Raw genomic sequence first — 26,193 nt, 5'->3', positions numbered from 1 at the left:
ACCGGCCCCGGGTGGGTTCGGCGGCCGAGGGGCGGTGGGGGCCGGGGGCGGGCCCCGCCCAGGGGCGCGGGGAACTGCGCGACCAGCCCCCACTCACCCACGGCCGAACTCCACGACCGGGGAGTCCGCTCAGCCCTCCGCCACCGCGGCCTCCGCGGGGATCGGCTCCGCCTCTGCCGGAGTCGTGCGCTCCGGCAGCAGGTCGAGGACGGCGCGACGATGGGTCTCGCTGGTGGCGTCGTCGTAGGGGTCCGGCGTGGCCGGAACCTGCAGGCGCAGGACGGGACCCGCGCCCAGCCGGGCGTACCCGCGGCCGGGCGGCACCTCCCGCGTAGGAGTGGTGTGCGGCGGCGCGCCGAGGACGGCTTCCAGCTGGACCGGAGAGGCCGGACCGAGGACCACGCGCGCGCGGGTGTGCTGCTGCACGGCCTCACTGAGCGCCTCGAGGTCCTCGAACTGCTCGGCGATGACGACCGTGACGCCCGCCGCGCGCCCGTGCCGGAGCGGGACCTGAAGGAGTGCCTGGGGATCGTTGCGGCCGTCGGCGGCGGCGAAGTGTCCGAGCGCGCTCGGCCGGTCGAGGAGGATCCACAGAGGGTTCTTGGTGTCGTCGGGGGCGGGGTGCCCCGCCTGCCGCGCACGGTTGGCGGAGATCAGCCGCCGCTCCGTCTCGTTCGCGGCCCACTCCAGACTCGCGAGCGCCCCGGCGAGGCCGGACTCGACGGCGAGGACGCCGGCCCGGCCGGTCAGGCACGCGTACTCGCCGGTGCCGCCGCCCTCGACGATGACGACATCGCCGTACTGAAGGGCCTGGAGCGCGATGGAGCGCACGAGTGTGGTCGTGCCGCTGCCGGGATGACCGGCGATCAGCAGATGCGGTTCGGTGGAGCGGATCCCGGTGCGCCAGACGACCGGGGGGACGTCTCGCTGTTCCTCCCCGTAGGTGAGGGGGAGGGTGCGCTGGACGTCGGCCGGGTCGGTGAAGCCGAGGACCGTCTCGCCGGGTGAGGTGACGAATCGCTGGGCGGCGATGTCGGTGGGAAGCGGCGGGAGGACGGTGACGGTGAGCTCGTTGCCCTCCTCGTCCCAGTCGAAGTGGTACTCGCGACCGCGGCCCGACTTGGCGTGCAGAAGCTGCTCGATCCGGGCCCGGGACTCCGCCTCGCCGTCCGTGAAGTACGCCGGGTAGCGGATGAGCAGCCGGGACACGCGCCCGTCGTCGTCGAAGTCGTGCGTGGGGAAGGCCTTCTCCCAGTCGCCGCCGTGGGCGTACAGAGGGGCCGGATCCTCGGCCACGGAGAAGTACGGGACCAGGGCGTCGTACAACGACCGGAGTCGTTGGATCTGCGCCTCGTCGGGGCCCGTGGGCTCCGAGGAGGCCTGCTGACGGCCCGTCCATGCTGCCGCCGCCATCAGGGTGATGGCGGCGAGCAGCGGTCCGTACGGCACCAGCGCCACGACCAGGATCACCGAGGCCACCAGGAACAGCAGCGGCCCGCGCCGGTCCTTGGGGGTGGCGGCCCACTTGCGCCCGCCGGCGGCTGCCAGCCGACGCAGTCCACGGGTGACCGTGATCAGTGGATGGAGGACGTCGGTGGCGCTGTCGGCCGCCGTTCGGGCCAGCTCCCGGCTTCGGGCGATCTGTGCGCTGCCGTTGCTGAGGATGCGGGGGAGAGGGCGCCGGGCCACTGCTGTCTCCTGAAGGTGCGTGCGATGGGCAGGGACGTCAGAACTTGATCCCGCCGAGGAGGCTCGCCAGGCTCTCCCCGCCTGCCTTGATGCTCGGCGCGATGGCCGTGCTGGCGAGGTAGAAACCGAAGAGCGAGGACACCATGGCATGCGACGCCTTGAGCCCGTCCTTGCGGAAGAAGAGAAAGACGATGATGCCGAGCAGGACGACGCCTGAGATGGACAGAATCATTTGTGCTCTCCTGGTTCGTGGGGACAGTCACCATGAGTACTTCCAGGATCACAGGATGTATCCATACGATAAAAGGTGCAACTGAGTGAAATTCGGCTGATTTCATCCAGTCGGAGGAGTCGTTCCGGGCCCCCTGTACAGGTCTGTTGCCGCCTGTCGGCTCTTGGGTGGCTTGTGGTGATCTTTGCCTCGGTGGGCGCCGGTCATGTGCCGCCGGAGCCAGTACGCTGGCGAATCACCCGTACGGCCGCACACTTCGCTGTCGTACGGACCTGCGCATGACAGTCCACCGCTGTCGTACGCTCCCGCAGTCCCCCATGACGTAGCTGTCGTTGTCCTTGTGAGAGGTGGTCCGGCCGATGAGTGAAGCCCCCGACCCCGAGGTCGTGGAGCTGGCGACCAAGATCTTCGATCTGGCGCGCCGAGGGGAGACCGAGGCGCTCGTGGCGTACGTCGACGCGGGTGTTCCGGCCAACCTCACCAACGACCGTGGTGACTCGCTGGTGATGCTCGCCGCCTACCACGGCCACGCCGAGGCGGTGCGCGCCCTGCTGGAGCGCGGCGCCGAGGCCGACCGCATCAACGACCGCGGCCAGACCCCCCTCGCGGGGGCCGTCTTCAAGGGCGAGGCGGCGGTCATCCGCGTGCTTCTGGACGGCGGCGCCGACCCGGCCGCGGGCACCCCCTCGGCCGTCGACATCGCCCGGATGTTCGGCAAGACGGAACTGCTCGAATTGTTCGGCGTGCGCTGATCCGTCCGCGCTGACCAGGTACAACACCGAAAACGGGGGAGGCGGTACGGGGCCGCCGGAAATACGGTCGCGGCAAGAAGAACTGCCGAGTCATCATGACGTCGTGATTCACGGACGCGATGGCTGGGCAGGTGTTGCCGCACCGCGCGGGCCGTGACGCGGCCCGTATGGGCCACCGACGAGAGGCAGAGGAAGATGGTCTACAGCAAGCAAGAAACGGCGGGCGCTCCGACGTGTTGTCACGCGGCCAGGTAATGCAGGATCCCGGTTGCGTCGACGCTTGATGTGAGGCTGTTTCCCATGTTCGATCCGGTCATAGCGCCCAGCGGTACGCTGCTCGGCCTGCTTCAGAGGGGCCGCGGCGACGGCACGCTGCACGCGCTCACCGCACCGCGAGCCGAAGCGCTCGCGGCACTGAACCACTGTGTGCTGCGCGATCCCCGCCACGACTGGCAGGTGGAGAACCGCTCCCTGTACTACGCCCGTCTCTACCTCGATCTGAGCGGTGAGCTCGACGAGATCGAGCGGCACCTCTTCGACGCCGAGGACATCCTCGACGACTGCGAGTCACGCACGGGGCTCGCCCTCGCGGTCCTCGGCCACCTCGCCTCGTACGGCAGGCGGGACGCCCTGGAACTGCTCCGCAGGTACGCCGCCTCGGGCACCAACTGGGCCTGGGCCCTGGACGAGCTGGCCCTGCGCGACGACGACGCGGGACTGCGCGCCCTCGCCGTGCCCGTCCTCGCCCGCTTCCCGGCCGATCCGGAGGGCGAGGCCGCACTCGTCGCCCAGGTGCGCGACGCCTTCGAGCCCCGGCCCTGGCGGCTGTGGGCGGACGACTCCCGCGAATCCATCGCCACGCGTGTGCGGGCCGCCCAGGAACAGGGCTCCTTCGACCGATGGCAGCGGCAACTGCGCCCCACCGGACCACGTCCGGGGTGGAGCGTGCGGGCCGTGTTCGAGTGGGCCCAGCAGGGTCTCGACCGCGGAGCCGCACTCCATGTGCCGGCCGCGCGCTGCCTCACGGCCGTCGCGGGACCCGAGGACCGGCCCGAGATCCTCCAGGCCGCCCGGGACGGCGGCGACGGAGCGCGCTGTACCGCCCTGCGCTACCTCGCCGACAGCAACGATCCGGACGCTCTCGACCTGATCGAGGCCGCCGCGACCGGTGGCACGGCGACCGTCGGGGAGGCCGCCGTCGACGCGTTCGAACGTATGCGCAGTGTCGCCGCCGTCGAGCGGGCCCGACGGTGGGCCGAGCGGCCCGACGCCCTCGGCGCCGCCGCGGGACGGATGCTCGCCTGCCGGGGCGGCACCAAGGACAGCGAACTGGTGCTGGGCGCCCTGCGCGAGGCCGTACGCGGCGAAGGCCCCGACGCACCCACACTCTGGACCCTCGTCGACGGAGCCGGACGCCTCGGCATCGTCTGCGCCGCACCCGTACTGCGCCATGTCTACCGGGAGACGGCGTCGTCCCATCTGCGCGGGCGAGCCGCCCGCGCCCTCGCCGCCACCGACCCCTCCTTCCCCGCCGGCTTCGCCGTCGAGTGCCTGTGGGACTGCGAGGAGTCGACCCGCGAGGTGGCCGCTCGACACGCCGAAACCGGTGACGCGCGCGTCGTCGATCAGTTGCGGCGGCTGGCGTCGGATCCGGCCGAGGAAGCGGAAGTACAGACAGCCGTACGCAGCCGGATCGGGCCCGACGCACCCGCCGTATGAACACGAAGTGACTCGCGGGTCAGGAGGGCGTGGCCGCGGGCTGACCTGGAAAAGCGTGCAGTACAACGCTCACGGGGCGTTCCCCGGCAGGAAAGATCGACGTTGACGCGGCCACGTCCAGCACGGCGACAACACGGGTATGCGTGTCGTCATCGTGACCGAATCCTTTCCCCCCGATGTGAACGGCGTGGCCCACTGCGCGCTCCAGACCGCCCGGCACCTCGTCGATCGCGGTCACGCTCCCCTCGTCGTCGCCCCGGCCACCGCGGCCGGGCACGGGCCCGACGCCCTCGCGCCGTGCCCCGTCGTCCGTGTCCCCTCCCTACCGCTCCCCGGCTACCCCCAGGTCCGCGTCGCTCTCCCCAGCCGACGCGTCGCCGCCGCGATCACCGAACACCGCGCCGACATCGTCCACCTGGCCAGTCCCTTCATCCTCGGCGTCCGCGGCATGGCGGCCGCCGCCCGGCTCGGCGTCCCCGCCGTCGCCGTCTACCAGACCGACCTCGCCGGTTACGCCCGTACGTACGTGGGCGCGGGCGAAGCCACCGCCTGGCGGCGCATCCGCTCCGTCCACGCCGCCGCCGACCGGACGCTCGCCCCGTCCAGCGCGGCCCTGCACGACCTGGAGGCACACGGTGTGCCCCGGGTGCGGCTGTGGCCGCGCGGTGTGGACACCGTCCGCTTCCGCCCCGAGCACCGGGACGAGGCACTCAGGCGCGAACTGGCGCCGAACGGTGAGCTGATCGTCGGCTACGTCGGCCGGCTCGCCCCCGAGAAGCAGGTCGAACTGCTCGCCGGAGCCTGCGGTCTGGAAGGCGTACGCGTCGTGATCGTGGGCGACGGGCCCAGCGAGACGAGCCTGCGCGAGGCGCTTCCCGGCGCGGTCTTCCTCGGGCGTCGCACCGGCGACGAACTCGCCCGGATCTTCGCCTCCCTGGACGTCTTCGCGCACACCGGCCCCTTCGAGACCTTCTGTCAGACCGTCCAGGAGGCCATGGCCAGCGGCGTGCCGGTCGTCGCACCCGCCGCGGGCGGACCGCTCGACCTGGTCGCACACGGCCGTACGGGGCTGCTGGTGCCGCCCCGCGACGAGGCCGCCGTGCGCGACGCGGTGGGGGCGCTGGCCGCCGATCCGGCGCTGCGAGCGGCCTACGGCGCCGCCGGGCGGGCCACCGTCGAGGGCCGCACCTGGGCGGCCGTCGGCGACCAGCTCATCGACCACTACGCCGACGTGCTCACCGCGCGGACGGTGGTGGCGGCATGAGCCTGCGCATCGTACGGCTGGCCAACTTCGTCGCCCCCGCGTCGGGCGGTCTGCGCACCGCCCTGCGGGAGCTCGGCAGTGGCTACCTGGCCGCCGGACACGAGCCCGTGCTCGTCGTCCCCGGCGAGCGTGCCACCGACCGCGAGACCGAGCAGGGGCGGGTCATCACGCTGCCCGGTCCGCTGCTGCCCGGAACCGGCGGCTATCGCGTCCTCACGGACAAGCGGCGGGTCGCCCGCCTCCTGGAGTCGCTCGCGCCCGACCGCCTCGAAGTCTCCGACCGGACCACCCTGCGCTGGACCGGGGTCTGGGCGCGGCGCGCCCGGGTGCCCGCGGTCATGGTCTCCCACGAGACCGCCGACGGCGTGCTGCGGACCTGGGGGCTCTCCGAGGGAATGGCCCGCAGGGCCGCCGACGCCCTCAACATCCGTACGGCCCACACCTACGCGCGGGTCGTGTGCACGACGGAGTTCGCGGAGCGCGAGTTCGTCCGCATCGGGGCCCGCAATGTCGTACGGGCCCCGCTGGGCGTCGACCTGGTCGGCCGGCACCCCGGGCTGCGCGATCGCGAGGTGCGCGAGCGGTACGCGCGCGCGGACGAGGTGCTGCTCGTGATGTGCTCCCGGCTGTCCGTCGAGAAGCGGCCCGGTACGGCGCTCGACGCGCTGGAGGCGCTGCTGCGGCGCGGCGAGCGTGCCGTTCTCGTCGTCGCCGGGGACGGGCCGCTGCGGGCCCGGCTCGAACAGCGGGCCCGGGAGCGGCGGCTGCCCGTCACCTTCCTCGGGCATGTCGCCGACCGCGCGCTGCTCGGCGCGTTGCAGGCCTCCGCCGACGTGTGCATGGCTCCGGGGCCCGCCGAGACGTTCGGGCTGGCCGCCCTGGAGGCGATGGCCTGCGGTACGCCCGTGGTGGCCAGCGCGGTGTCGGCGCTGCCGGAGGTGGTCGGGTCCGCCGGAGCCACCGCCGCGGACAGCGGGGACTCCTTCGCGGACGCGATACGCCTGCTCCTGGGGCGTCCCGAGGCCGCGCGCAGGGAAGCCGCACGCGCGCGTGCGGAGTGTTTCGGCTGGGACACCGCCGTGGAGGCGTTCCTCGCCGCGCACGACGCGGTGGTCGAGTCCCGGCCCCGCCTCCAGGAGGGCGTCGGATGAGACCCCTTCGGTTCGTCGCCCTCGGGGACTCGCTGACCGAGGGCGTGGGCGACCCCGTCGGCGAGGGCTGGCGGGGCTGGGCCGCGCTGCTCGTCGACGGGCTGTCCGACGGCCCGGACACGTCCGTGGAGTTCACCAACCTCGCGGTGAGCGGGGCCCAGACGCGCGACGTCCTGGAACGGCAGACCCCGGCGGCGCTGGCCCTGGGTCCGGACGTGGTGTCCGTCGTGATCGGTGTGAACGACACCCTTCGCTGCACCTTCGACATCCACGCCGTGGCCGCGCGGCTCGACCAGGTGTACGCGGCGTTCCGGGCCCAGGGCGCCGTCCTGCTGACCGCCTGCCTGCCGGATCCCGGCGCGATGCTCGGGCTGCCGGGGGTGCTGGCCAGGCCCCTCGCCCGGCGGCAGCGGGCCGTCAACACGGTCGTGCACGCCCTGTCCGAGCGCCATGGAGCCGTGCATCTGCACGCGGCGGAGGGCGCCTGGCTCATGGACCGCGCGATGTGGAGCGCGGACCGGCTGCACCCGGGGGAGCGGGGGCACCGGCAACTCGCCCTGCGCTTCCACGCGCTGCTCGAACAGGAGGGCGTCGCCACCGGGGCCACCCCCTCGGCCGAGCCCGAGTTCCCCGCGCCCACCCGGTCGGCCAGCCTGTGGTGGCTGGCCACCGCGGGGACGGGGTGGGTGGCCCGGCGGTGCACCGACCTGCTGCCGCAACTGCTCACCCTGGCCGCCGCCGAGGTGCGACACCGGGCGCGCGGCACCAGCGCCCGGCTCGACCTCAGCGCCTCGCACGCCGTGGCGTCCGCGCTGGCCGCCCTGTCGGTGGCGGAACAGCCGGACGCGGCATGACGGTTCGAGGCGGTGGGCGGGAGTTCGTCAGCGGCGGCGTACGACCATGAAGCGCACCGGCGTGCCCGGGACCGCCTGAGCGGCCGCGGGGAGGTCGGCGCCACGGACCACCGCGATCACCGGGTACCCCCCGGTGGTCGGATGGTCGGCGAGGAAGACGACCGGTCTGCCGTCGGGCGGCACCTGCACGGCGCCCAGCACCATGCCCTCACTGGGGAGTTCGCCGGAAACGGCCCTCTCCAGTGAGGGCCCTTCCGTACGCAGCCCTATGCGGTTGCTCGCGGAGGACACCCGGTAGGTGCCCGTCACCAGGGTCCGCAGGGCCGAGGCCGTGAACCAGTCGTCGCGCGGGCCCGGTGTCACCCGCAGGACCAGCTCCGAGGGCGGCCCCGGATGCGGAACCACGTCCACACGCGTGTGCATGCCGTCGGGGCGCCCGAGAGGCAGCACCGTGCCGTCCGTGAGCGGCGGCGGACCGAGTCCCGAAAGGAGGTCCGTGGAGCGGCTGCCGAGGACCGGATCCACGGCCACTCCGCCGGCGACGGCCACGTAACTGCGTACCCCCGCGCGGGCCGGGCCGATGTCCAGCAGCGTTCCGGCGGGGACGCGCACGGGCGCTCCCCAGGGCGCCGGACTGCCGCCCACCGTGACCGGGCAGGGCGCGCCGGTGACGGCCACGGTGACCACCGAACGCGGACGCAGGGCGCATCCGTTGAGCGTCGTCTCCAGTACGGCCGCCTCGACGGGGTTGCCGACGAGCCGGTTGGCCAGCGCCGCGGCGGGCGCGTCCAGCGCGCCGGAGCGGGGTACGCCGAGGTGGGCGTGGCCGGGGCGGCCCCGGTCCTGGACGGTGGTCAGGGCCCCGGCGCGCACGACGGCGAGGGCCCGGTCGGTCATGAGCACCCCACCGGTACGAACCGGACGCGCGTCCCAGGGGCGAGCAGCGCGGCCGGCACGCGCGCGTGGTCCCACAGCACCGCGTCCGTCGTGCCGATCAGCTGCCAGCCGCCGGGCGAGGAGCGTGGGTAGACGCCCGTGTACGGGCCCGCGAGCGCCACGGAGCCCGCCGGAACCGCCGTCCGCGGAGTCGCCCGGCGCGGCACGTCGTACCGGGCCGGCAGCCCCGTGAGATAGCCGAAGCCGGGCGCGAACCCGCAGAAGGCGACACGGAACGCCGCCGCCGCGTGGATCGCGGGCACCTCGTGCTCGGGCACCCCCCACAGAGCCGCGACATCCGCCAGATCGGGACCGTCGTACCGTACGGGGATCTCGATCGCCTCCTCCGCGCGCGCGGTGTGCGGTGGGATCTCCCACCCGGGGAGTTGCTCCGCCAGCCGCCGGGGGTCCTGCAGACCGTCCAGGAGGACCGTGCGGGCGGCGGGGACGATCTCCGTGGCCGAGAGCGAGCCCTCGGCGCGGCGGCGCAGCAGTTCGGCGTGCAGGGCCTGGGCGGCCGCGACCGAGGAGACCTCGACGAGCAGCGCGTGGTCACCGACCGGCAGCGCCCTTGTGCGGTCGGCGGCCGGTGACGACTGCGTGCCGTCCACGGCCGGTGACGACTGCGTGCCGCCGGCGGTCGGAACGGCCTTCATACGAAGGCCTTCACGGCGACGCCCGAGGACTCCAGACGCGCGCGGACCCGACGTGCCAGGTCCACCGCGCCCGGGGTGTCGCCGTGCAGGCACAACGAGCGGGCCCGGACCGGGATGCGCGTCCCGGAGTGCGACGTGACCATGCCGAAGCGGGCCAGGCCCAGCGAGCGCTCGACGACCGCCTCGGCGTCCGTGATCACCGCGTCGGCCTGGGTGCGGGGCACCAGCGTGCCCTGCTCGGTGTAGGCGCGGTCCGCGAACGCCTCCGTGGCGGTGGGCAGTCCGGCCCGCTCGGCCAGCTTCAGGAACCGGGAGGACGGGAGACCGAGGACGGGCAGCGCGGCGTCCGCGAGCAGCACGCCCTCGACGACCGCCGCCGCCTGCTCCTCGTCGTGCACGACGCGGTTGTAGAGCGCGCCGTGCGGTTTCACGTACGACACGCACGCCCCGGCCGCGCGTGCGAAGACCTCCAAGGCGCCGATCTGGTAGGCCACTTCGGCCGCCAGCTCGTCGGGCGGCACGTCCATCGCGCGCCGCCCGAAGCCCGCCAGGTCGCGGTAGGAGACCTGGGCGCCGATCCGTACACCCCGCTCGGCCGCCAGTTCGCACACCCGCCGCATGGTGGCCGCGTCCCCGGCGTGGAAGCCGCAGGCCACATTGGCGCTGGTGACGACGGACAGCAGTTGTTCGTCGTCGGTCAGCCGCCAGCGGCCGAAGCCCTCGCCGAGGTCGGCGTTGAGGTCGATCGGGGTCATGAGGTGCGGTTTCTCCTTTGTAGGTCGTTTCAGGTCCGTAGGTCGTTTCAGGCCACGCGGTACTGCTCGTCGCGGGCGTCGGTGAGGAACATCTGGCCCGGTGCGTGAGTGATGGCGAAGGGCGGGCGGGACGCCATCACGGCCGCCTGGGGTGTCACCCCGCAGGCCCAGAACACCGGGATGTCGTCCGGCTCGGCGTCCACCGCGTCGCCGAAGTCGGGGCGTGAGAGATCCTCGATGCCCAGCCCCGACGGCTCGCCGCAGTGCACCGGGCTGCCGTGCACGGCGGGCAGCAGGCTGCTCTCCCTGATCGCCGCGGCCACATGCTCGGGAGGGACCGGGCGCATCGACACCACCATCGGTCCGTGCAGCCGCCCGGCGGGGCGGCACTCGCGCTCCGTCACATACATGGAGACGTTGCGGCCCTGCTCGATGTGGCGCATCGGGACGCCCGCCTCGGTCAGCGCCCACTCGAAGGTGAAGCTGCATCCGATGAGGAACGACACCAGGTCGTCGCGCCAGCGGTCGACCACGTCCGTGGGCTCGTCGGCCAACTCGCCGTGCTCCCACACCCGGTAGCGCGGCAGGTCCGTGCGCAGATCCGCGTCCTGGGCGAGCGGGGTGGTCCAGGAGCCGGCGTCCGTGACGTCGAGGACCGGGCAGGACTTCGGGTTGCGCGTGCAGAACAGCAGCATGTCGTACGCCCAGTCGGCGGGCACCGAGATCAGGTTCGCCTGGGTGTGGCCGGTGGCGACTCCCGCGGTGGGACCGGACACCCCCGAACGGAACCGGGCGCGCGCCTCCTTGGGGGTCCACCGGTGCGCACGGCCGTCGAGGGGGAGGAGGCTCGAAGGGCGTTCCTGGAGGGTGTGCTTCACAGCAGTTCCTTCCCACGCGTCTCGGGGAGTCCGATCAGTGCCAGGGCGGCGAGGGCGTAGCCGATCGCGCCGAAGACCAGGGCGCCGCCCACACCCCAGCTGTCGGCCAGGAAGCCGACGGTGGTGGGGAAGGCGGCCCCCACGGCGCGCCCGGTGTTGTACGTGAAGCCCTGCCCCGTGCCGCGCACCGCCGACGGGTACAGCTCGCTGAGGAAGGAGCCGAACCCACTGAAGATCGCCGACATGCAGAAGCCGAGCGGGAAACCGAGCACAAGGAGAAGCGTGTTGGCGCCGCTCGGGATGTTGGCGTAGGTGAGGATGCAGGCCGCGGAGAGGATCGCGAAGAGCAGGATGTTCCGTTTGCGGCCCAGTTTGTCGGTGAGGTAGCCGCCGGTGAGGTAGCCGATGAAGGCCCCGGAGATCAGGAACGTGAGGTAGCTGCCGGTGCCGACGACGGACAGGCCGCGCTCGGTCTTCAGATACGTGGGCACCCAGGTGGCCAGCGTGTAGTAGCCGCCCTGGACGCCGGTGGAGAGCAGGACCGCGAAGAAGGTGGTGCGCAGCAGGCCGGGGCCGTCGGTCGAGGCGGGCTTGAAGATGGCGACGAACGAGCCCTTCTCGGCGCTCTTCTCGCGCACGGCGGCCGCCTCCGGGGCGTCCTGCACCCGGCGCCGCACCCACACGACGAGCAGTGCGGGCAGCGCGCCGGTCCAGAACATCACGCGCCAGGCGAGGTCGTCGCCGAGGAACTGGAAGACCAGGGTGCAGACGACCACCGCCAGCCCCCAGCCGACGGCCCAGGAGCTCTGGATCGCGCCGAGTGTGCGTCCCCGGTGCCTGGCGCTCGAGTACTCGGCTACGAGGATGGCGCCGACCGCCCACTCGCCGCCGAAACCGAGGCCCTGAAGGGCACGGAAGACCAGCAGCGTCTCGTAGTTGGGCGCGAATCCGCAGGCCACCGTGAACACCGCGTACGTGATCACGGTGATCATCAGTGCCTTGACACGTCCGATCCGGTCCGCGACCACACCCGCGATCGCGCCGCCGACCGCCGAGACGACCAGCGTCACGGTGGTGAACAGACCGGTCTGGCCGCTGTCCAGGCCGAAGTACGCCGCCAGCGCGACCATGCTCAGCGGCAGCGTGAAGTAGTCGTACGAGTCCAGGGCATAGCCGCCGAACGCGCCGGCGAACGCCCGGCGGCCCTGCGGGCCGAGGGCGCGCAGCCAGGCCAACGCGCCGTCGTCCGAGGTGAGTTCATCCGTTCCGGGGTGTGTGCCGGTGGTCAGGGCCTGTGGTGGAGGGGTCGTGCTCATGGGCACCTCGCAGTGGGAGGACGGAGGGTGCTTGAGGACTGAGCCGTGCCGTGCGGAAGCCGTCGGCGCTCGGGTGAGCGGGTGAGCGGGTGAGCGGGTGGCGCCGTGCGTAGTAAGGTAGAGGATCGTTGAACGATCCCTCAATACCCGTGTTGTTTCGTTCTTATTTCTGCGGTTGAATTCCGGGCATGGCAGAGCTGACGGGACTGGCCGACGATCGCGCCCTGCTGGGCCGCACCAGCACCGCCGAGCGGGTCTCGGACATCCTCAGGAGCCGTATCGCCGAGGGGTACTTCCCACCCGGAACACGACTGTCCGAGGACAGCATCGGCGGGGCGCTCGGCGTCTCCCGCAACACACTGCGCGAGGCGTTCCGGCTGCTCACGCACGAACGACTCCTGGTGCACGAGCTCAACCGCGGGGTCTTCGTACGGGTGCTGACCATCGAGGACGTCGAGGACATCTACCGCACCCGCACCCTCGTGGAGTGCGCCGTGGTCCGTGGCCTCGGCGAGCCGCCGTACGCGGTGGACGACCTCGCCCAGGCCGTCGCCGACGGGCAGCGGGCGGCCCGCGAAGGTGACTGGAAAGGTGTCGGTACGGCCAACATCCACTTCCACCGGGAGTTGGTGGCGCTCGCCGGGAGCGACCGCACCGACGAACTGATGCGCAGCGTCTTCGCCGAACTGCGCCTCGCCTTCCACGTGGTGGCCGATCCGCGGCGACTCCACGAGCCGTACCTCGCGCGCAACCACGAGATCCTCAAGACGCTCCGGGCGGGCGACCGCGACGGGGCCGAGCGACTGCTCGCGGTCTATCTCGACGACTCCCTCACCGGGGTCGTGGAGGCCTATGCGCGGCGGGTCGCCGACGCGGCGCAGGGGATCGGCTGAGCCGGGTCGCGGTTCTCGGGGACGGCCGCGGCGACGGTTCGCTCCGCTGCTCTCACCGCCGCTCTCGACACTGCTCTCGCGAGGCGCTGCGTGGGTCAGGTGTGACGTGCTGCGTGGAGCCGGTGTGACGGCGGTCGCTTCTGCGTCGTTTCGACCGTTGTCAGACCGAGGACCTAGTCTGTGCACCGTGACTTCGCCTGCATCGACGGACAGCGTTCCGCCCCAGCTCAGCGCGGGGCCGCGCCCCGCTCCGGGCCCGGCCGCCGACGAGGGCCTGGCGCGGCGGCTGCGCGCGCTCGCGTGCACCGCGCCGCTGCACGACCTCGATGTGCGCAAGGCGAATCTCGCGGGCGAGTACACGGTGTACGGGATGGCCGAGGTGGCCCTCGCCGCCATCGACCTCGTCACACTGAACATGGACTTCGACACGGGCGCCGACCACGACCAGATAGTGGCCCGGCTCATCCCGCGCATCGCCGCGCAGGCCCCCCAGCGCCCCGTCGCCGAGCACGAGCGCGTGGCCAGGTGGGTCCTGGAGAACCTGATCAACGTCGGCAGCGTCGACCGCGGCTTCCGGGCCGTGTACGGCACCTTCGCCCCCGACGGCTCCTATGTGCGCCGCGACTACGACTTCAAGCTGATCGAGGAGGTGCCCGGGTACGGGGGGACCGTCTACCTCCGTACGACGGACGAGGCGGTCAACGTCCTCGTCGGCGCCCTCGACACCGACGTCACCAGCGCGCAGATCGCCGCCGAGGTCAAGCTCGAGGTGCTGATCAGCCGCGGCCGCCTCGCCGACGCCCAGCTCGCCGCCGAGCAGGCCCGGTACCGGACCGTGCAGTACTCGGAGACGCTCCGCAGGGCGCTCGACGCGACCCGGCGCAATGTGCGGGCCGTCGACTGGCTCCAGGCCGTGCCCGACATGATCGCCGAGGCGCTCGACCACGTCGCCGACCGGTACCGCCACGAGAACGCGATCCTCACCAACATCCGCAAGGCCCGCGACGAGTCCGAGGACCCCGAGCAGAAGCGCCGCGCCGCCGAGCTCGTCGACATCGTCAAGGACTGCATCCGCCGCCACACGCAGTTGCAGTCCCGGCTCCTGGAGGCCGGGCCCCTGTTCCGCGCCGAGCAGGACCGGCAGGCCTTCGCCACACCCATGACGACCTCGGGGATCGACCTCTACGGCCACCTCGTCGCGCCCGTGCTGCCGCTGCCCGTCGCACAGGCTCGGCGCGTGACGGACGCGTTCTTCGCGCGCGGGACGGGGCTGCGTACGCCGGTGGCCGTACGGGTGGGGGATCTTGTCGAGCTCCTGCTGACACCACCCCTGGAGCGGGAGCACCTCGGTGCGGAGATGCCCGAGCCGGACCTGATCGCCACGCCGGACGACAGTCGGTTCAGTGAGGAGCAGCTCGCCTCCGCGATGGAGCTGCTGGATCTGCCGGCGGACGCGCCGCGCCGGTTGTCCGGGCTGCTGGCCGAAGCGCGCCGCCGGGATCCCGAACTGCCCTACCTCGTCGCCCTGCTGGCCGTTCACGCGGCCAGTCCGCCGGTCGGTACCGCGTATCGACAGGGTGAGGAGAAGCTGTTGTTCGCCGTGGACGACGGGGTCGAGCTCGATGATCCCGAGTTCGGCGGAGCCGATCTCATAGTGGGGATGGCTTTGCTGGACGCGGCGGGGATGGCGGCGGATCGGTCGTGAATCCCAGCCTCGTAACTCTGTACAAGGAGCCTCTGTCGTGACCGAGCAGCACGTCGAGTGGAGTGAGCCGGATGCCGTCGCCGCGCCGGCGAACGCTCCCGTCACACCCGCCGACGCCGCCGACGCGGCGCGGCTCGTCGCCTTCGGGCTCCAGCCCAAACTGCAGCCCGCGCGGGACCAGGAGTACGCGGAGCTGTTGCGGCGGTACCGCGAGGACCCGGCGTTCGCCCGGCTCGCCGACGCCGTGGCCGCCGGGCTCGGGCTGGTCGTGCTGGAGGTGTCCCCGCGCGCGGGGATGGCCGTGACGGCCGCCGAGGACTCGGTGTTCGCCGTCCGGATGGGCGACTACGCCCGTCGTACCTCGGCCGACTCCGCGGACCGCTTCCTGCACGGCCTCGCCCACCTCGCCGTCGCCGCGATGGCCTTCCCACGCCCCGAGGACCTCGCGGACGACGGGTACATCGGGCGGGTCTCGGTCAACGGCGTCGACGCGTTCGTACGACAGGCCTGCCGCCGTCTGGAGGAGCGGGCCGAGGAGCAGGGCGAGAACACCGATCCGGCGACCGAGGCGCCCGGCCTCGAGGCGGCCTGGCGGATCTGGGCGCGGCGCAGCTCCACCGGCGCCACCAAGGACGCGCGAAGACTGTCCGGTTCGACCACCGGCATCATCGGCAAGGCCGTCGCCTTCCTCACCGACTCCGGATTCCTCCAGCGGACCGGGGACGACTCCGGGGGGACGTACCGGACGACGGCCCGCTATCAGCTCCAGGTGCGGGACATGGCGGGCAGCGCCGCGATGGCCGAGCTCCTTGAACTGGGCGTCGTGCCGGTGACCGACGGCACCCCGACGCTGCTGCCCGCCGAGCACACCGACGACCTGGAGCTGGTGGCCGACGCGGGCCTGCCGTTCCACTCCTGAACCCACCTGCGTATCCCTCCTGCGTATCTCCCCTACGTATCCGAAGACTTACTACGAGAGTCCGCCGCCATGTACGAGCTGTCCCGGGTCCGCCTCTACTCCATCGGGCCTGCTGGCGCGCGCTATGCCGACACCGTCCTTGACCTGAGGGGTGTCGGCGAGCCCGTGCCCGACCCCGCCCCCACCCAGGCGGAGTTCTTCGAGGAGGAGCCCGTCGGGCCGCCGCGCCGGCCCGCGCCCGCGGGCGTGCTCTTCCTGGAGAACGGCGGCGGCAAGTCGGTACTGCTCAAGCTGATCTTCTCGGTGATGCTGCCGGGCCACCGCAACACCCTGGGCGGCGCCAGCTCCGGTGTGCTGCGCAAGTTCCTGCTCGCCGACGACTGCGGTCATGTCGCGCTGGAGTGGCAGCACACGCTGACCGGCGAGTGCGTCGTGGTCGGCAAGGCCAGCGAGTGGCGGGGACGGCAGGTCTCCAACGACCCGCGGAAGTTCGCCGAGGCCTGGTACTCCTTCCGGCCCGGGCCCGGCCTGAGCCTGGACAACCTGCCCGTCGCCGAGGCGACCGCCGTCCGGCCGCCCGTCGAGGGCGCGTCCGGCGCACAGGGACGGCGGCGCACCATGAAGGGCTTCCGCGACGCCCTCACCGAGGCCGGAAAGGCGTATCCGCACCTCGAAGTGCACTGGGAAGAGATCCACGACCGCTGGAACGAGCATCTGACGGACCTCGGCCTCGACCCCGAACTCTTCCGCTACCAGCGGGAGATGAATGCCGACGAGGGTGAGGCCGCCGGTCTCTTCGCCGTCAAGAAGGACTCCGACTTCACCGACCTCCTGCTGCGCGCGGTCACCGACACCCGGGACACCGACGGGCTCGCCGACCTGGTCGGCGGCTTCGGCAACAAGCTGGGGCGGCGCGCCGAGCTGATCGCCGAGCGGGACTTCACGGCGGGGTCCGTGGATCTGCTCGGCCGGATCGTCGAGGCCGCCGAGGCACGGGCACGCGCCCGAGACATCCACGCGGGCGCCGAGCGGCGTACCCGCACCCTGGCCCGGCGACTGTCCGCGCGAGGCGTGCGGGAGCGGGTCCGCGCCGGTGAGCTCGCACAGCGCGTGACCGCCGCCGCGTACGCCGTCACGCACGCCGAGGGCGCACGCGAGCGCAGTGCCCTCATCGCCGCCGAACTCGCCTACCGGCACGCCTCGTTGGCGCTCGCCGGGGCCGAGAAGTTGGCGGCCGCCCAGAAGCGCGAACTCGCCGACGCGCGCACCCTGCACTCCTCCTGGCAGGCCGCCGAGCTCGTACTGCGGCACCGTGCCGCCGCCGACCGCTCCGCGCGCGTGGCCGCCGCGATCCTCGAGGCCGAGCGGGACGCCGCGCCCGCGCTCGCCGCCCGCGCCAAGGCCGCCGTCGACCTCGTCCGCGCGCTGCACCGCGCTGCCGATGGCGCCGAGGCGCTCGCCAACGAGGAGGAGGAGCGCTCCGCCGGACTCCAGGAGGTCGGCGAGACCGCGTACGCCGACTCGACCGCCGCGGCCACCGCCGCGCAGCGCGCCCGCAGCGAGGTCGGGCATCTGCGCCAGCGCCTGAGCGAGGTCGAGCAGGAGACCACGGAGGCGGTCCGCGCCGGCTGGCTCGACGACAGCGCCCCCGACGCCGACCCGGCCCGCGCCGCCCTCGCCGCCAGCGACGCCGAGAAGACGGCCGTCGCGGCGTGGGACACCGCGCGGGAGGCCTCGCGGCGGGCCTCGGAGCACGGCCGCGAGGCGGCGTCCGCCGAGTCCCGCGCCGAACTGACGGCCGCCCGCGCGGCGGACGCGGCGACGGCGGCCGAGCGCGCGTACGACGGCGAGCACCGTACGGCCGAGGCGCTGGCGGGGGAGGAGCGGCTCGCGGAGCTGCTCAGCCTGCCGGGTGCCGCCGGAACGCGGCACGGCGGGGTACCGGTGCCCCGGGCGCCCGGGGACGCCGCTGCCTCGACCGGCCACGGCAAGGGCGGCGACACCGGCCGAGGCGCCCGCGGCACCTCCGCCGACGTCTGGGCGGAGACCGAAGGCGCCCTCACGCCCGAGGAGTTGGACCAGTACGCCGACGAACTGCGCGAGCTGCTCGACAGCGGAGTCGCCTCCGCCGAGCGCCAGCTCTTCGAGCTGCGCACCGCGGCCGCCGACGACGCCCGGATCCTCGGCGCCCTCGGCGACGGCGGACTCCTGCCGCCCGGCCCCGACGTGCTGGCCACGGTCGAGTACCTCGGTGAGCACGGCATCCCCGCCCTGCCCGGCTGGCGCTATCTCGCGCAGGCCGTCGACCCCGTCGACCACGCGCGCGTGCTGGCCGCCAGGCCCGAGCTCGTCGACGGCGTGATCATCACCGACCCGGACACCCACGCGCGGGCCCGTGAGGCGCTCGGCGAAGCGGCGCTGCTGCCGCGCTCCGCCGTCGCCGTCGGCACGGCCGCCGCGCTGCTCGCCCCGACCCCGGCCACCGACGCGGGCGACGGCGGCGTCTTCCTCGTACCGCCGAACCCGGCCATGCACGACGAGCAGGCCGCCGACGAGGAACGGCAGGCGCTGCGCACCCGGGCGACCGAGCGGGACGAGGAGATCCGCGTCCTGGCGGCCCGGCTCGGCAAGGACCGGGAGCTCGCGGCACGGCTCGCCTCCTGGCGCACCGGCTGCCCCACCGGGCGGCTCGTCGAACTGGCCGCGGCGGCCCGGGACGCGCGCGCCTTCGCCGAGGAGGCCGAAGCCGAGCTCGCCGAGGCGCGCACCGTGCGGGCCGAGGCGGACGAGGCGGCGGCCGAGGCGGCCCTCGTGCGCGACGAGCGCCAGGACGCCGCCCAGCGCGCCCGGCGCGCGGCCGACGCGCTCGCCGGACTCGCCTTCCGCCTGCGCGAGCGCGCCGGCTGGCAGGTCAAGGTGCGCGAACTCGCCGACGAGGCCACCGAGTCGGAGGCCCGCGCCCAGGTCTGCCTGGAGCGCGCCCGCGCCGCCGACGAGGACCGCCGCGCCGCCCAGCGCGCCGCCGACGACGCCCGCCGCACGGCCCGCGCGCTGCGCGCCGAGCGCGCCGAGATCGCCGGCGCCCCCGACGACGTACCGCAGGACGCGTCGGAGACGGCGAAGTCCTCGCTGCCCGCCCTGCGTGAGGCCTACCGGGCCGCGTCACAGCTGTACGAGAAGGTCGGCGTCGGCGCCGATCTGCGCGCCGAGCAGGCCCGCGCCGAGAGCGACGAGACCGCGGCCCTGGCAGAGCTGGACCGGCTCAGCAACAAGGTGCGCACGCGCGCCGCACAGCTCCTTCAGGCGCCGGACGGTTCCGACGGGCCGTCCCGGCAGGCCGCGGCCGCCCGTGCCGAGGAGCTCGTCCAGCTCCTGGAGACCCGCATGTCCACCGCGAGCGAGCAGCTCGGGCGGCTGCGCGGCGAGGCCGAGCGGCACGCGCCCGAGGACGGCGAGGCCCACACCGAGCTGTCGCAGGAACTGGTCCCGCGCGACGCCGAGCACGCGCAGTCGCTGCTGCGCACGGCCACCGGTGAACTCGCCTCCCGCGCCGAGGCGCTCAGCCAGGCACGCGAGGCGCACGCCGAGCTGCTCGACGCGCACCGCGCCGCCGAGGACGCGGCCGGTGGCTTCGACGAGACGGCCGCCCTGCTCAGGGATCTGCTGCGGGAGCACTCCGACGAGGAGCAGGAGGAGCCCGAGCCCTACCCCGGCACCCTCGAGGAGGCCCGGCACTCCGCCGCCGAGGCCCGTCGCTCCCTGCGCGGCTGCGCCGCCGACCTCTCCGCGGCCGAGGGCGCCGTGCGCGAGGCGAGCGACATCCTCGTACGGCATGCCAACTCCAACCGGTACGAGCAGGTACGCACCCCCGCCCGGCAGCAGATCCGTGAGCTGCCCGCGTCCGTGCTGCCGGAACACGCCCAGAAGTGGGCGGACGCCTTCGCGCCCCGACTGCGGGTGCTGACGGATGAGTTGGCGCAGCTGGAGCGCAACCGGGACTCGATCGTGGACCGGCTGCGGGGGCTGGTGGAGTCGTCGCTCGCCACCCTGCGGTCCGCGCAGCGGCTGTCCCGACTGCCGGAGGGGCTCGGCGAGTGGTCCGGGCAGGAGTTCCTGCGCATCCGCTTCGAGGAGCCCGATCAGGCCACGCTCGCCGAGCGGCTCGGCGAGGTCGTCGACGAGGCCACCCGCGCGGCGGTCAAGAAGAACTCCGACATGCGGCGCGACGGCATGTCACTGCTGCTGCGCGGAGTCAGCGCCGCCCTCGAACCGAAGGGCGTCGCCGTCGAGATCCTCAAGCCGGACGCCGTACTGCGTGCCGAGCGCGTCCCCGTCGGGCAGATGGGCGACGTCTTCTCCGGCGGTCAGCTGCTGACCGCGGCCATCGCGCTGTACTGCACGATGGCCGCGCTGCGCAGCAACGACCGGGGCCGTGACAAGCACCGGCACGCCGGCACGCTCTTCCTCGACAACCCCATCGGACGCGCCAACGCGACCTACCTGCTGGAGCTGCAGAGGGCCGTCTCGGACGCGCTCGGCGTCCAGCTCCTCTACACCACCGGCCTGTTCGACACGACCGCGCTCGCCGAGTTCCCCCTCGTCATCCGCCTGCGCAACGACGCCGACCTGCGCGCCGGGCTGAAGTACATCAGCGTGGAGGAACACCTCCGGCCGGGGCTCCCACAGCAGGCCCCGGCCGGGGAAGGTGAGTCGGTGCACAGCGAGATCACGGCGACGAGAATGTTCAAGAGGCCTTCACCTCAAGAGGCCTAGCGATCCTCCTTCGAAAGGTCCGCGCACTTCTCGCCGATCATCATGGTCGTGATGCAGGGGTTGACGGAGATGAGATCCGGCATCACCGAACCGTCCGCGACCCGCGGCCCCTCGACCCCCTTGACCCGCAGCCGCGCGTCGAGCGGGGCCGAGGAGTCGCTGAGGAACAGCCGCCGAGCACCTTGGCGCGGGCATGCCGCATGAAACTGTTGCCGCTGACCTGCGGTTCGACCGGGTAGTCCCAGTCGTATCCGGACTCCAGCAGTCCCATCCAGCGTTCCAGCTTCAGGATGTCGTCGTCGCCGACATCGCTGGGGCCCGCCTCGAGGACGCACACGGTGACGGACGGATCCTCGGAGAGCCGGGCCGCGACCACGTTGCCCGCGGTAGCGCGGCGGCCGCACCACAGCCGTGCTGTCCATCGACCGCGCCCGACCATTCATGAAGGCACGCCGTGAACTGGCGTGCAGCGAGGACCCGGTGGAGCCGGCGGGAGCAGCCGTGGCGAGCTGACGGCCCGTGGCGGACCCACGGCCGGGGGGACGTGGACCCAACAGGTCCACGGGCCCACGGGTCGGTGGAGTCCGCCCCTTGGCCGTGCCGTGGGCAGCCGTGAGCCGGGCTCAGCCGCGAGCCGGGCTCAGCCGCGAGTCGAACCGTACTCAGTCGTGAGCCGTACTCGTCGTGAGCCGTACTCAGGGGTGCGACAACTGCCCGGTGCCGCCCTGCCGCCGTATTCGCTCCTGAGCGCGCTCCGTCGCGCGTGCCTGCCGTCGGCCCCGGCGCCGCTCGCGCCTCAGGGTCCTTGCGGTGCTGCTCGGTTCGGACACCACGCCGTTGCGCTGGTTCCACACCTGGCGGGTGATCCAGACGTCGAGGGCGGCCCAGGTGGCCACCACCGTGCTGGCCACGCTGCTCAGGACCATCGGGAAGGCGAGCCAGGACTCCGCCAGCGTGGACAGGAAGGCGATCACGGCCTGGATCAGGGTCACCGCGATGATCAGCACCGCACGCACGGCCGACGTGCGCACCGGATCGGGCAGCCGTCGCCGACGCGCGGGCTCCTCGATCCACAACGGCCGGTAGTACGCCTGCTCTTCGTATCCGTTCATGTGACCGACAGTTGCCCGCGCCTGCCCGTCGACATGCCTGCGACCGGCAGCGGTACCCTCCCCGACCGCCTGCTCATGCCCTCCGGTGGCCGTGCCCCGCCCACCCACCGGCTCGGGGCCGCCCGCGGCCACGGCCTGCGCGTTCAGGTGCTCGCTTCCTATCCCGGCGGCACCCGCCCGGTCGTTCTTCCGGTCGCGTCCCTCCAGGGCCACGCTCTGCCGGCTCACCCGATCGCGCCCGTCCGTGACAACGCCTTGTCCGCCCACTTCGACGCGTCCGTGCGCCGAGTCCGTCGGTATGTCGCGATCCGGTGTTCGTGTGGCCGACCGCGCCGCCACAGGCACCGCAGTACCCACCCCTGGTGTCCCGCCCCGCTCCGCCGTGCCCATCAACTTGTCACTCCCCACCGCCCAGCAGACCCTCGCACGGGTGTCATACGACACCTGCTCCCCAGTGGCTGCCCGGCTTGCGCTGTTTTACGCCGCCTGGACGCGGCATGCGGCCCCTGTGGCCGATTCCGCCCGCATTTCCCGTAGAGAAGGACGAACAATGTGCCCGGAAGATTCCCAACAAGCGAAAAATTCCGGCCAACTGACCAAGTTCACTGGCCCGATGAGCTCCGGCTCGCCATGCCGGATTCGGGGCGGCAATCTCCCCCAATGAACGGACAACTGCCCATCTCCGGTTCCCTCGAGCGCCCGGGTTCCACCCTCTTCACGCCGGGCGGCCGCCCGGACACGTCTTCGAGTTACCTGTGGGTCAGTAGTAGGCTCACGCCGTTTGTTGACGCACAGGTGTGCCCCCGGGCCGGAGGGGGTCGAGCTGGGGGAGGCCATGCGCTTTCGCGGGAAGTCCATCCGCCGGAAGATCGTGGCGCTGCTGCTCGTGCCACTCGTCTCCCTGACGGGGATCTGGGCCTTCGCGACGGTACTCACCGGCCGCGCGGCCAACCAGCTGTTCAACGTGTCGGACGTCGTCGAGAGGATCGGCTACCCCGCCGAGGACACCATCAGTGTTCTCCAGCAGGAACGCCGCCAGACACTCGTCTACCTCGCCGATCCCCGCGCCTCCGACGCGCTGGCGGCGCTGAAGCGCAGTCGCACCGCGACCGACCGGGCCGTGGCGAAGGTCCGCAAGAACGCCAAGGACGAAGACGTACGGGAAGAGATGAACGGGGGCACCTCACAGCGCCTCACCACCATCCTGGACGCCCTCGACGGCATCGACTCGCTGCGCCGCAGTGTCGAGGAGGGCACCGTCAACCGGGCCCAGGCCCTCGACCTCTACAACCGTCTGGTCGACCCCTGTTACACACTGATGGCCAACCTCCACGTCGTGGACAACGTGGAGATGGACAAGCAGGGCCGCGCCCTCGTCAACGTCGCGAACGCCCGCGAACTGCTCTCCCGCGAGGACGCCCTCCTCGGTTCCGCGCTGGTCGCGGGCCGCGTCACCCGCGACGACATCCGCGACATCTCCGATCTCGTCGCGCAGCGCACCCTGCTGTACGACATCAGCCTGCCGCTGCTGCCCTCCTCGGAACGCGGCCGCTTCGAGCGCTACTGGTCGAACGCCGACACGGCGCCCCTGCGTGTGGCGGAGCAGGCTGTCGTCACCTCACCGCCCGGGTCCCCGCACGGTGTCACCGCGCAGAGCTGGGACCGGGCGGCCGGACACGTGCTCGGCGAACTCGCCGACCTCGACGACAAGGCCGGCGACCGCTACCAGGACCGTGTCCGCCCCGTGGCCACGGGCGTCATCGTCAAGGCGGTCATCGCGGGTGTCCTCGGGCTCATCGCCCTGCTGGCCTCGCTCATCATGTCCGTACGCATCGGCCGGGGCCTCATCCGCGACCTGCGACGGCTGCGCCTGGACGCCCACGAGGCGTCAGGCGTCCGACTCCCCAGCGTCATGCGCCGCCTCTCCGGGGGCGAACAGGTCGACGTCGAGACCGAAGTGCCCCGCCTGGAGTACGACAAGAACGAGATCGGCGAGGTCGGCCAGGCCCTCAACACCCTCCAGCGCGCGGCCGTCGAGGCCGCCGTCAAACAGTCCGAACTGCGGGACGGCGTCTCCGAGGTCTTCGTCAACCTCGCCCGCCGCAGCCAGGTCCTGCTGCACAAGCAGCTCACCCTCCTCGACACCATGGAACGCAGGACCGAGGACACCGACGAACTCGCCGACCTGTTCCGTCTCGACCACCTGACCACCCGTATGCGCCGGCATGCCGAGGGCCTGGTCATCCTGTCCGGCGCGGCCCCGTCCCGGCAGTGGCGCAAGCCCGTCCAGCTCATGGACATCGTCCGGGCCGCCGTCGCCGAGGTCGAGGACTACGAGCGCATCGAGGTACGCCGACTTCCCCGCGTCGCCGTCACGGGGCCCGCGGTCGCCGACCTCACGCACCTGGTCGCCGAACTCCTGGAGAACGCCACGGTGTTCTCGCCCCCGCACACGGCCGTGCAGGTCGTCGGCGAACGGGTCGCCAACGGTTTCACCCTGGAGATCCACGACCGCGGTCTGGGCATGGCGGCCGAAGCGCTCCTCGACGCCAACCTACGACTCGCCGAGACCCCCGAGTTCGAACTGTCCGACACCGACCGGCTCGGTCTCTTCGTGGTCAGCCGGCTCGCGCAGCGGCAGAACGTCCGTGTCTCCCTCCAGCCTTCCCCGTACGGCGGCACCACCGCCGTGGTGTTCATCCCCGACGCGCTGCTCACGGACGATGTCCCGGACACCAACGGCATCGGCTTCCGTCTCGACCGAGCGCTGCCCTCGAAGGAGGGCAAGATCGAGGAGGACCGCAAGACCGCGCTCTCCGACGTACCGGTGCGCCTCCCCGGCCTGCCCGCCGCGATCCTGGACGGGCCGGTCGAACTGGAGGCGCCGGTCGATCTGGACGTGCTCGGAGGTTTCCCGGGCGCCCTCGACGACGAGGACGCCGAGCAGGGCGGTCTGTTCCGGCCGCGCCGCTCGATAGCGGGTGTCCCGGTCGAGCAGCACCGGCCCCACCAGCAGCCCCGCGCGGGCGGCGCGGAGACGGCCCGCTCCGGCGACGACGACCACGCGGGGGGCCCGGTCCCCCTGCCGCGCCGCAGAACTCCCAAGCTGGTCAGCTCGCACGGTCGTCCCGTGACCCGGACGAGGCCCCGGCGCGGCGAGGCGGGCGAGGGGCCCGCCGAGGCGCTGAAGCCGGTGGAGAGCCTCGAACCGGCCCTCGAGCCGGTGGAGAGGCAAGGCATCGCGGAGAGGGCGAGCGCACAGTCGTCGACCGCCCGGCGTGCTGACCGCACCGAGACCTCCGGGCGCCGCTACGGCGAACGCCCCGAGACTCCGGGCCTTCGCTCCGAGGCGTCCGGCCTCCGCGAGGCCCCCGCTCTCCCCCGGCGCACTCGCTCCGCCGGCTCGCCGTCGGACAGGGCCGGGACCACCCCGGGCTCCGCCGCCACGACACAAGGGGCAGAATCGGGTGCGAGCCCGCTGCCCCGCCGCGTCCGACAGGCCAATCTGGCCCCCCAGTTGAAGGACGGACCCGAACGGCGCGCCGAGCGCGACAAGACCCGCACCCCGAAGGGGGCGGAACTCGCCGATCGCGACGCCGACGAGGTACGCAGCCGGATGGCCTCGCTCCAGCGGGGCTGGCAGCGGGGCCGCGAGGAGAACGCCGCGGGCGACGGGGCCCAGGGCGGCACAGCACCAGGAACGACGAAGGGGGACGGTCGATGACCGCACCGAAGGCCACAGGGCCCACCGCGACCAGCAAGACGTCGGGAGAGCTGAACTGGCTGCTCGACGACCTGGTGGACCGAGTGGCCAGCATCAGCAAGGCGATCGTGCTCTCCGGCGACGGCCTTGCCACCGGGGCCTCCAAGGATCTGACTCGGGAGGACAGCGAGCACCTGGCCGCCGTCGCCTCCGGCTTCCACAGCCTCGCCAAGGGCGTCGGCCGCCACTTCGAGGCGGGCGGTGTCCGGCAGACCGTGGTCGAGCTCGAGGAGGCCTTCCTCTTCGTCACGGCCGCCGGGGACGGCAGCTGTCTCGCCGTCCTTTCGGACGCCGACTCCGATGTCGGGCAGGTCGCCTACGAAATGACGCTCCTGGTGAAGCGGGTCGGCGCACATCTGGCCGCCGCTCCGCGCACCGATCTGCCCTCGGGCGGGTAGTGGGATGGCATGAGCGGAGACGGTCAGGGAAAACGCCACTGGTTCGACGACGACGCCGGACCGGTGGTCCGCCCTTATGCCATGACACGCGGGCGCACCACCAGTCCGGCCCAGCATCGCCTCGACCTGATCGCGGTGGTCGTCACGGAGCCCCACGCGGACGACCCCGAAGCCGATCATTCGCTGTCCCCGGAACACGTGGACATAGTCGAGCTCTGCCGCGACACCCCCCAGTCGGTCGCCGAGCTCGCCGCCGAGCTCGACCTGCCCATCGGAGTGGTCCGGGTTCTCATCGGGGACCTCGTGACCGAGGAAATGGTCCATGTGACACGTCCCGTACCCCCTGCCGAGCTGCCGGACGAGAGTATTCTGCGCGACGTGATCAGCGGCCTCCGGGCGCTCTGAGCTGGGCGGAAGCGGGGAGCAGA

Annotated in this window: 21 protein-coding genes and 1 pseudogene; 12 read left to right on the top strand and 10 right to left on the bottom strand. The window is 72.7% G+C overall.

Going from position 1 to position 26,193, the window contains the following annotated elements; all coding sequences use genetic code 11:
- Positions 1–129: 129 nt before the first annotated feature.
- Complete coding sequence (locus tag FNV62_RS12135; RefSeq protein ID WP_097283867.1) at positions 130–1,689, bottom strand: hypothetical protein; 1,560 nt, start codon at positions 1,687–1,689, stop codon at positions 130–132.
- Between the two features lie 37 nt (positions 1,690–1,726).
- Positions 1,727–1,921: a hypothetical protein gene (locus FNV62_RS12130; RefSeq protein WP_054236250.1), complete on the bottom strand. Its 195-nt coding sequence runs from the start codon at positions 1,919–1,921 to the stop codon at positions 1,727–1,729.
- A 359-nt stretch (positions 1,922–2,280) separates the two neighbouring features.
- Between FNV62_RS12130 and FNV62_RS12125 the strand changes: the two genes are divergently transcribed.
- The 5 genes from FNV62_RS12125 to FNV62_RS12105 all read left to right on the top strand — a co-directional run bounded on the left by FNV62_RS12125 (position 2,281) and on the right by FNV62_RS12105 (position 7,661).
- Positions 2,281–2,673, top strand: coding sequence for an ankyrin repeat domain-containing protein (locus tag FNV62_RS12125; RefSeq protein WP_144315215.1), 393 nt, complete (start codon positions 2,281–2,283; stop codon positions 2,671–2,673).
- A gap of 300 nt (positions 2,674–2,973) precedes the next feature.
- The gene (locus tag FNV62_RS12120; RefSeq protein ID WP_060902410.1) at positions 2,974–4,392 is read left to right on the top strand and encodes a HEAT repeat domain-containing protein; all 1,419 of its coding nucleotides are present in this window, start codon (positions 2,974–2,976) and stop codon (positions 4,390–4,392) included.
- Between the two features lie 139 nt (positions 4,393–4,531).
- Positions 4,532–5,656 (top strand): glycosyltransferase family 4 protein, encoded by a 1,125-nt coding sequence (locus tag FNV62_RS12115; RefSeq protein WP_054236247.1) that lies wholly within the window; start codon positions 4,532–4,534, stop codon positions 5,654–5,656.
- Complete coding sequence (locus FNV62_RS12110) at positions 5,653–6,807, top strand: glycosyltransferase (RefSeq protein WP_054236246.1); 1,155 nt, start codon at positions 5,653–5,655, stop codon at positions 6,805–6,807. The genes FNV62_RS12115 and FNV62_RS12110 overlap by 4 nt, the downstream gene beginning before the upstream one ends.
- A complete protein-coding gene (locus FNV62_RS12105) occupies positions 6,804–7,661 on the top strand; it encodes an SGNH/GDSL hydrolase family protein (protein ID WP_144315214.1) in 858 nt (285 codons plus the stop codon). Before FNV62_RS12110 ends, FNV62_RS12105 begins: the two co-directional genes overlap by 4 nt.
- Positions 7,662–7,688: 27 nt before the next feature.
- On the opposite strand, the gene FNV62_RS12100 is transcribed toward FNV62_RS12105, so the two are convergent.
- From FNV62_RS12100 to FNV62_RS12080, 5 genes are read right to left on the bottom strand one after another with little or no spacing between them, the layout of a single operon-like run.
- The gene (locus tag FNV62_RS12100; RefSeq protein WP_144315213.1) at positions 7,689–8,558 is read right to left on the bottom strand and encodes a biotin-dependent carboxyltransferase family protein; all 870 of its coding nucleotides are present in this window, start codon (positions 8,556–8,558) and stop codon (positions 7,689–7,691) included.
- Positions 8,555–9,253, bottom strand: coding sequence for a 5-oxoprolinase subunit B family protein (locus FNV62_RS12095; RefSeq protein WP_143601036.1), 699 nt, complete (start codon positions 9,251–9,253; stop codon positions 8,555–8,557). Before FNV62_RS12095 ends, FNV62_RS12100 begins: the two co-directional genes overlap by 4 nt.
- On the bottom strand, positions 9,250–10,008 hold the full coding sequence (locus FNV62_RS12090) for a LamB/YcsF family protein (protein ID WP_054236243.1): 759 nt from the start codon (positions 10,006–10,008) through the stop codon (positions 9,250–9,252). Before FNV62_RS12090 ends, FNV62_RS12095 begins: the two co-directional genes overlap by 4 nt.
- Before the next feature lie 47 nt (positions 10,009–10,055).
- Positions 10,056–10,886, bottom strand: a complete 831-nt coding sequence (locus tag FNV62_RS12085; protein ID WP_097283862.1) for a putative hydro-lyase — start codon at positions 10,884–10,886, stop codon at positions 10,056–10,058.
- Positions 10,883–12,202 (bottom strand): MFS transporter, encoded by a 1,320-nt coding sequence (locus FNV62_RS12080; protein ID WP_144315212.1) that lies wholly within the window; start codon positions 12,200–12,202, stop codon positions 10,883–10,885. The genes FNV62_RS12085 and FNV62_RS12080 overlap by 4 nt, the downstream gene beginning before the upstream one ends.
- 188 nt (positions 12,203–12,390) lie before the next feature.
- On the opposite strand from FNV62_RS12080, the gene FNV62_RS12075 reads away from it, so the two are divergent.
- The 4 genes from FNV62_RS12075 to FNV62_RS12060 all read left to right on the top strand — a co-directional run bounded on the left by FNV62_RS12075 (position 12,391) and on the right by FNV62_RS12060 (position 20,492).
- Complete coding sequence (locus tag FNV62_RS12075; RefSeq protein ID WP_054236240.1) at positions 12,391–13,095, top strand: GntR family transcriptional regulator; 705 nt, start codon at positions 12,391–12,393, stop codon at positions 13,093–13,095.
- 187 nt (positions 13,096–13,282) lie between these two features.
- Positions 13,283–14,800, top strand: coding sequence for a hypothetical protein (locus FNV62_RS12070; RefSeq protein WP_060902416.1), 1,518 nt, complete (start codon positions 13,283–13,285; stop codon positions 14,798–14,800).
- Positions 14,801–14,837: 37 nt separating this feature from the next.
- Complete coding sequence (locus tag FNV62_RS12065) at positions 14,838–15,719, top strand: hypothetical protein (protein ID WP_067366242.1); 882 nt, start codon at positions 14,838–14,840, stop codon at positions 15,717–15,719.
- A gap of 69 nt (positions 15,720–15,788) precedes the next feature.
- Positions 15,789–20,492 carry a hypothetical protein gene (locus FNV62_RS12060; protein WP_144315211.1) on the top strand — a complete coding sequence of 1,568 codons (4,704 nt, stop codon included), beginning with the start codon at positions 15,789–15,791 and terminating at the stop codon, positions 20,490–20,492.
- On the opposite strand, the gene FNV62_RS57990 is transcribed toward FNV62_RS12060, so the two are convergent.
- From FNV62_RS57990 to FNV62_RS55635, 3 genes and pseudogenes are all read right to left on the bottom strand, one after another.
- Positions 20,489–20,623 carry a GMC oxidoreductase gene (locus FNV62_RS57990; RefSeq protein ID WP_413083916.1) on the bottom strand — a complete coding sequence of 45 codons (135 nt, stop codon included), beginning with the start codon at positions 20,621–20,623 and terminating at the stop codon, positions 20,489–20,491. The two genes, FNV62_RS12060 and FNV62_RS57990, sit on opposite strands and share 4 nt — an antisense overlap.
- A gap of 29 nt (positions 20,624–20,652) precedes the next feature.
- Positions 20,653–20,931 (bottom strand): annotated as a pseudogene (locus tag FNV62_RS12050) (hypothetical protein); the annotation flags it as partial.
- Positions 20,932–21,187: 256 nt separating this feature from the next.
- On the bottom strand, positions 21,188–21,832 hold the full coding sequence (locus tag FNV62_RS55635; protein WP_225900245.1) for a hypothetical protein: 645 nt from the start codon (positions 21,830–21,832) through the stop codon (positions 21,188–21,190).
- A gap of 607 nt (positions 21,833–22,439) precedes the next feature.
- On the opposite strand from FNV62_RS55635, the gene FNV62_RS12040 reads away from it, so the two are divergent.
- Genes FNV62_RS12040 through FNV62_RS12030 form a run of 3 tightly spaced genes read left to right on the top strand, consistent with a single transcriptional unit; the run spans position 22,440 to position 26,170 of the window.
- Complete coding sequence (locus tag FNV62_RS12040; RefSeq protein WP_144315210.1) at positions 22,440–25,328, top strand: nitrate- and nitrite sensing domain-containing protein; 2,889 nt, start codon at positions 22,440–22,442, stop codon at positions 25,326–25,328.
- Positions 25,325–25,765 (top strand): roadblock/LC7 domain-containing protein, encoded by a 441-nt coding sequence (locus FNV62_RS12035; protein WP_054237190.1) that lies wholly within the window; start codon positions 25,325–25,327, stop codon positions 25,763–25,765. Before FNV62_RS12040 ends, FNV62_RS12035 begins: the two co-directional genes overlap by 4 nt.
- 9 nt (positions 25,766–25,774) lie before the next feature.
- Positions 25,775–26,170, top strand: coding sequence for a DUF742 domain-containing protein (locus FNV62_RS12030; protein WP_054237191.1), 396 nt, complete (start codon positions 25,775–25,777; stop codon positions 26,168–26,170).
- Positions 26,171–26,193: the final 23 nt, after the last annotated feature.

The sequence above is a fragment of the Streptomyces sp. RLB3-17 genome (assembly GCF_007113425.2).
Classification (GTDB): Bacteria; Actinomycetota; Actinomycetes; order Streptomycetales; family Streptomycetaceae; genus Streptomyces; species Streptomyces mirabilis_D.
Note: the sequence above shows the minus strand (reverse complement) of the source record. Positions and strands in the feature narration are given on the sequence as shown.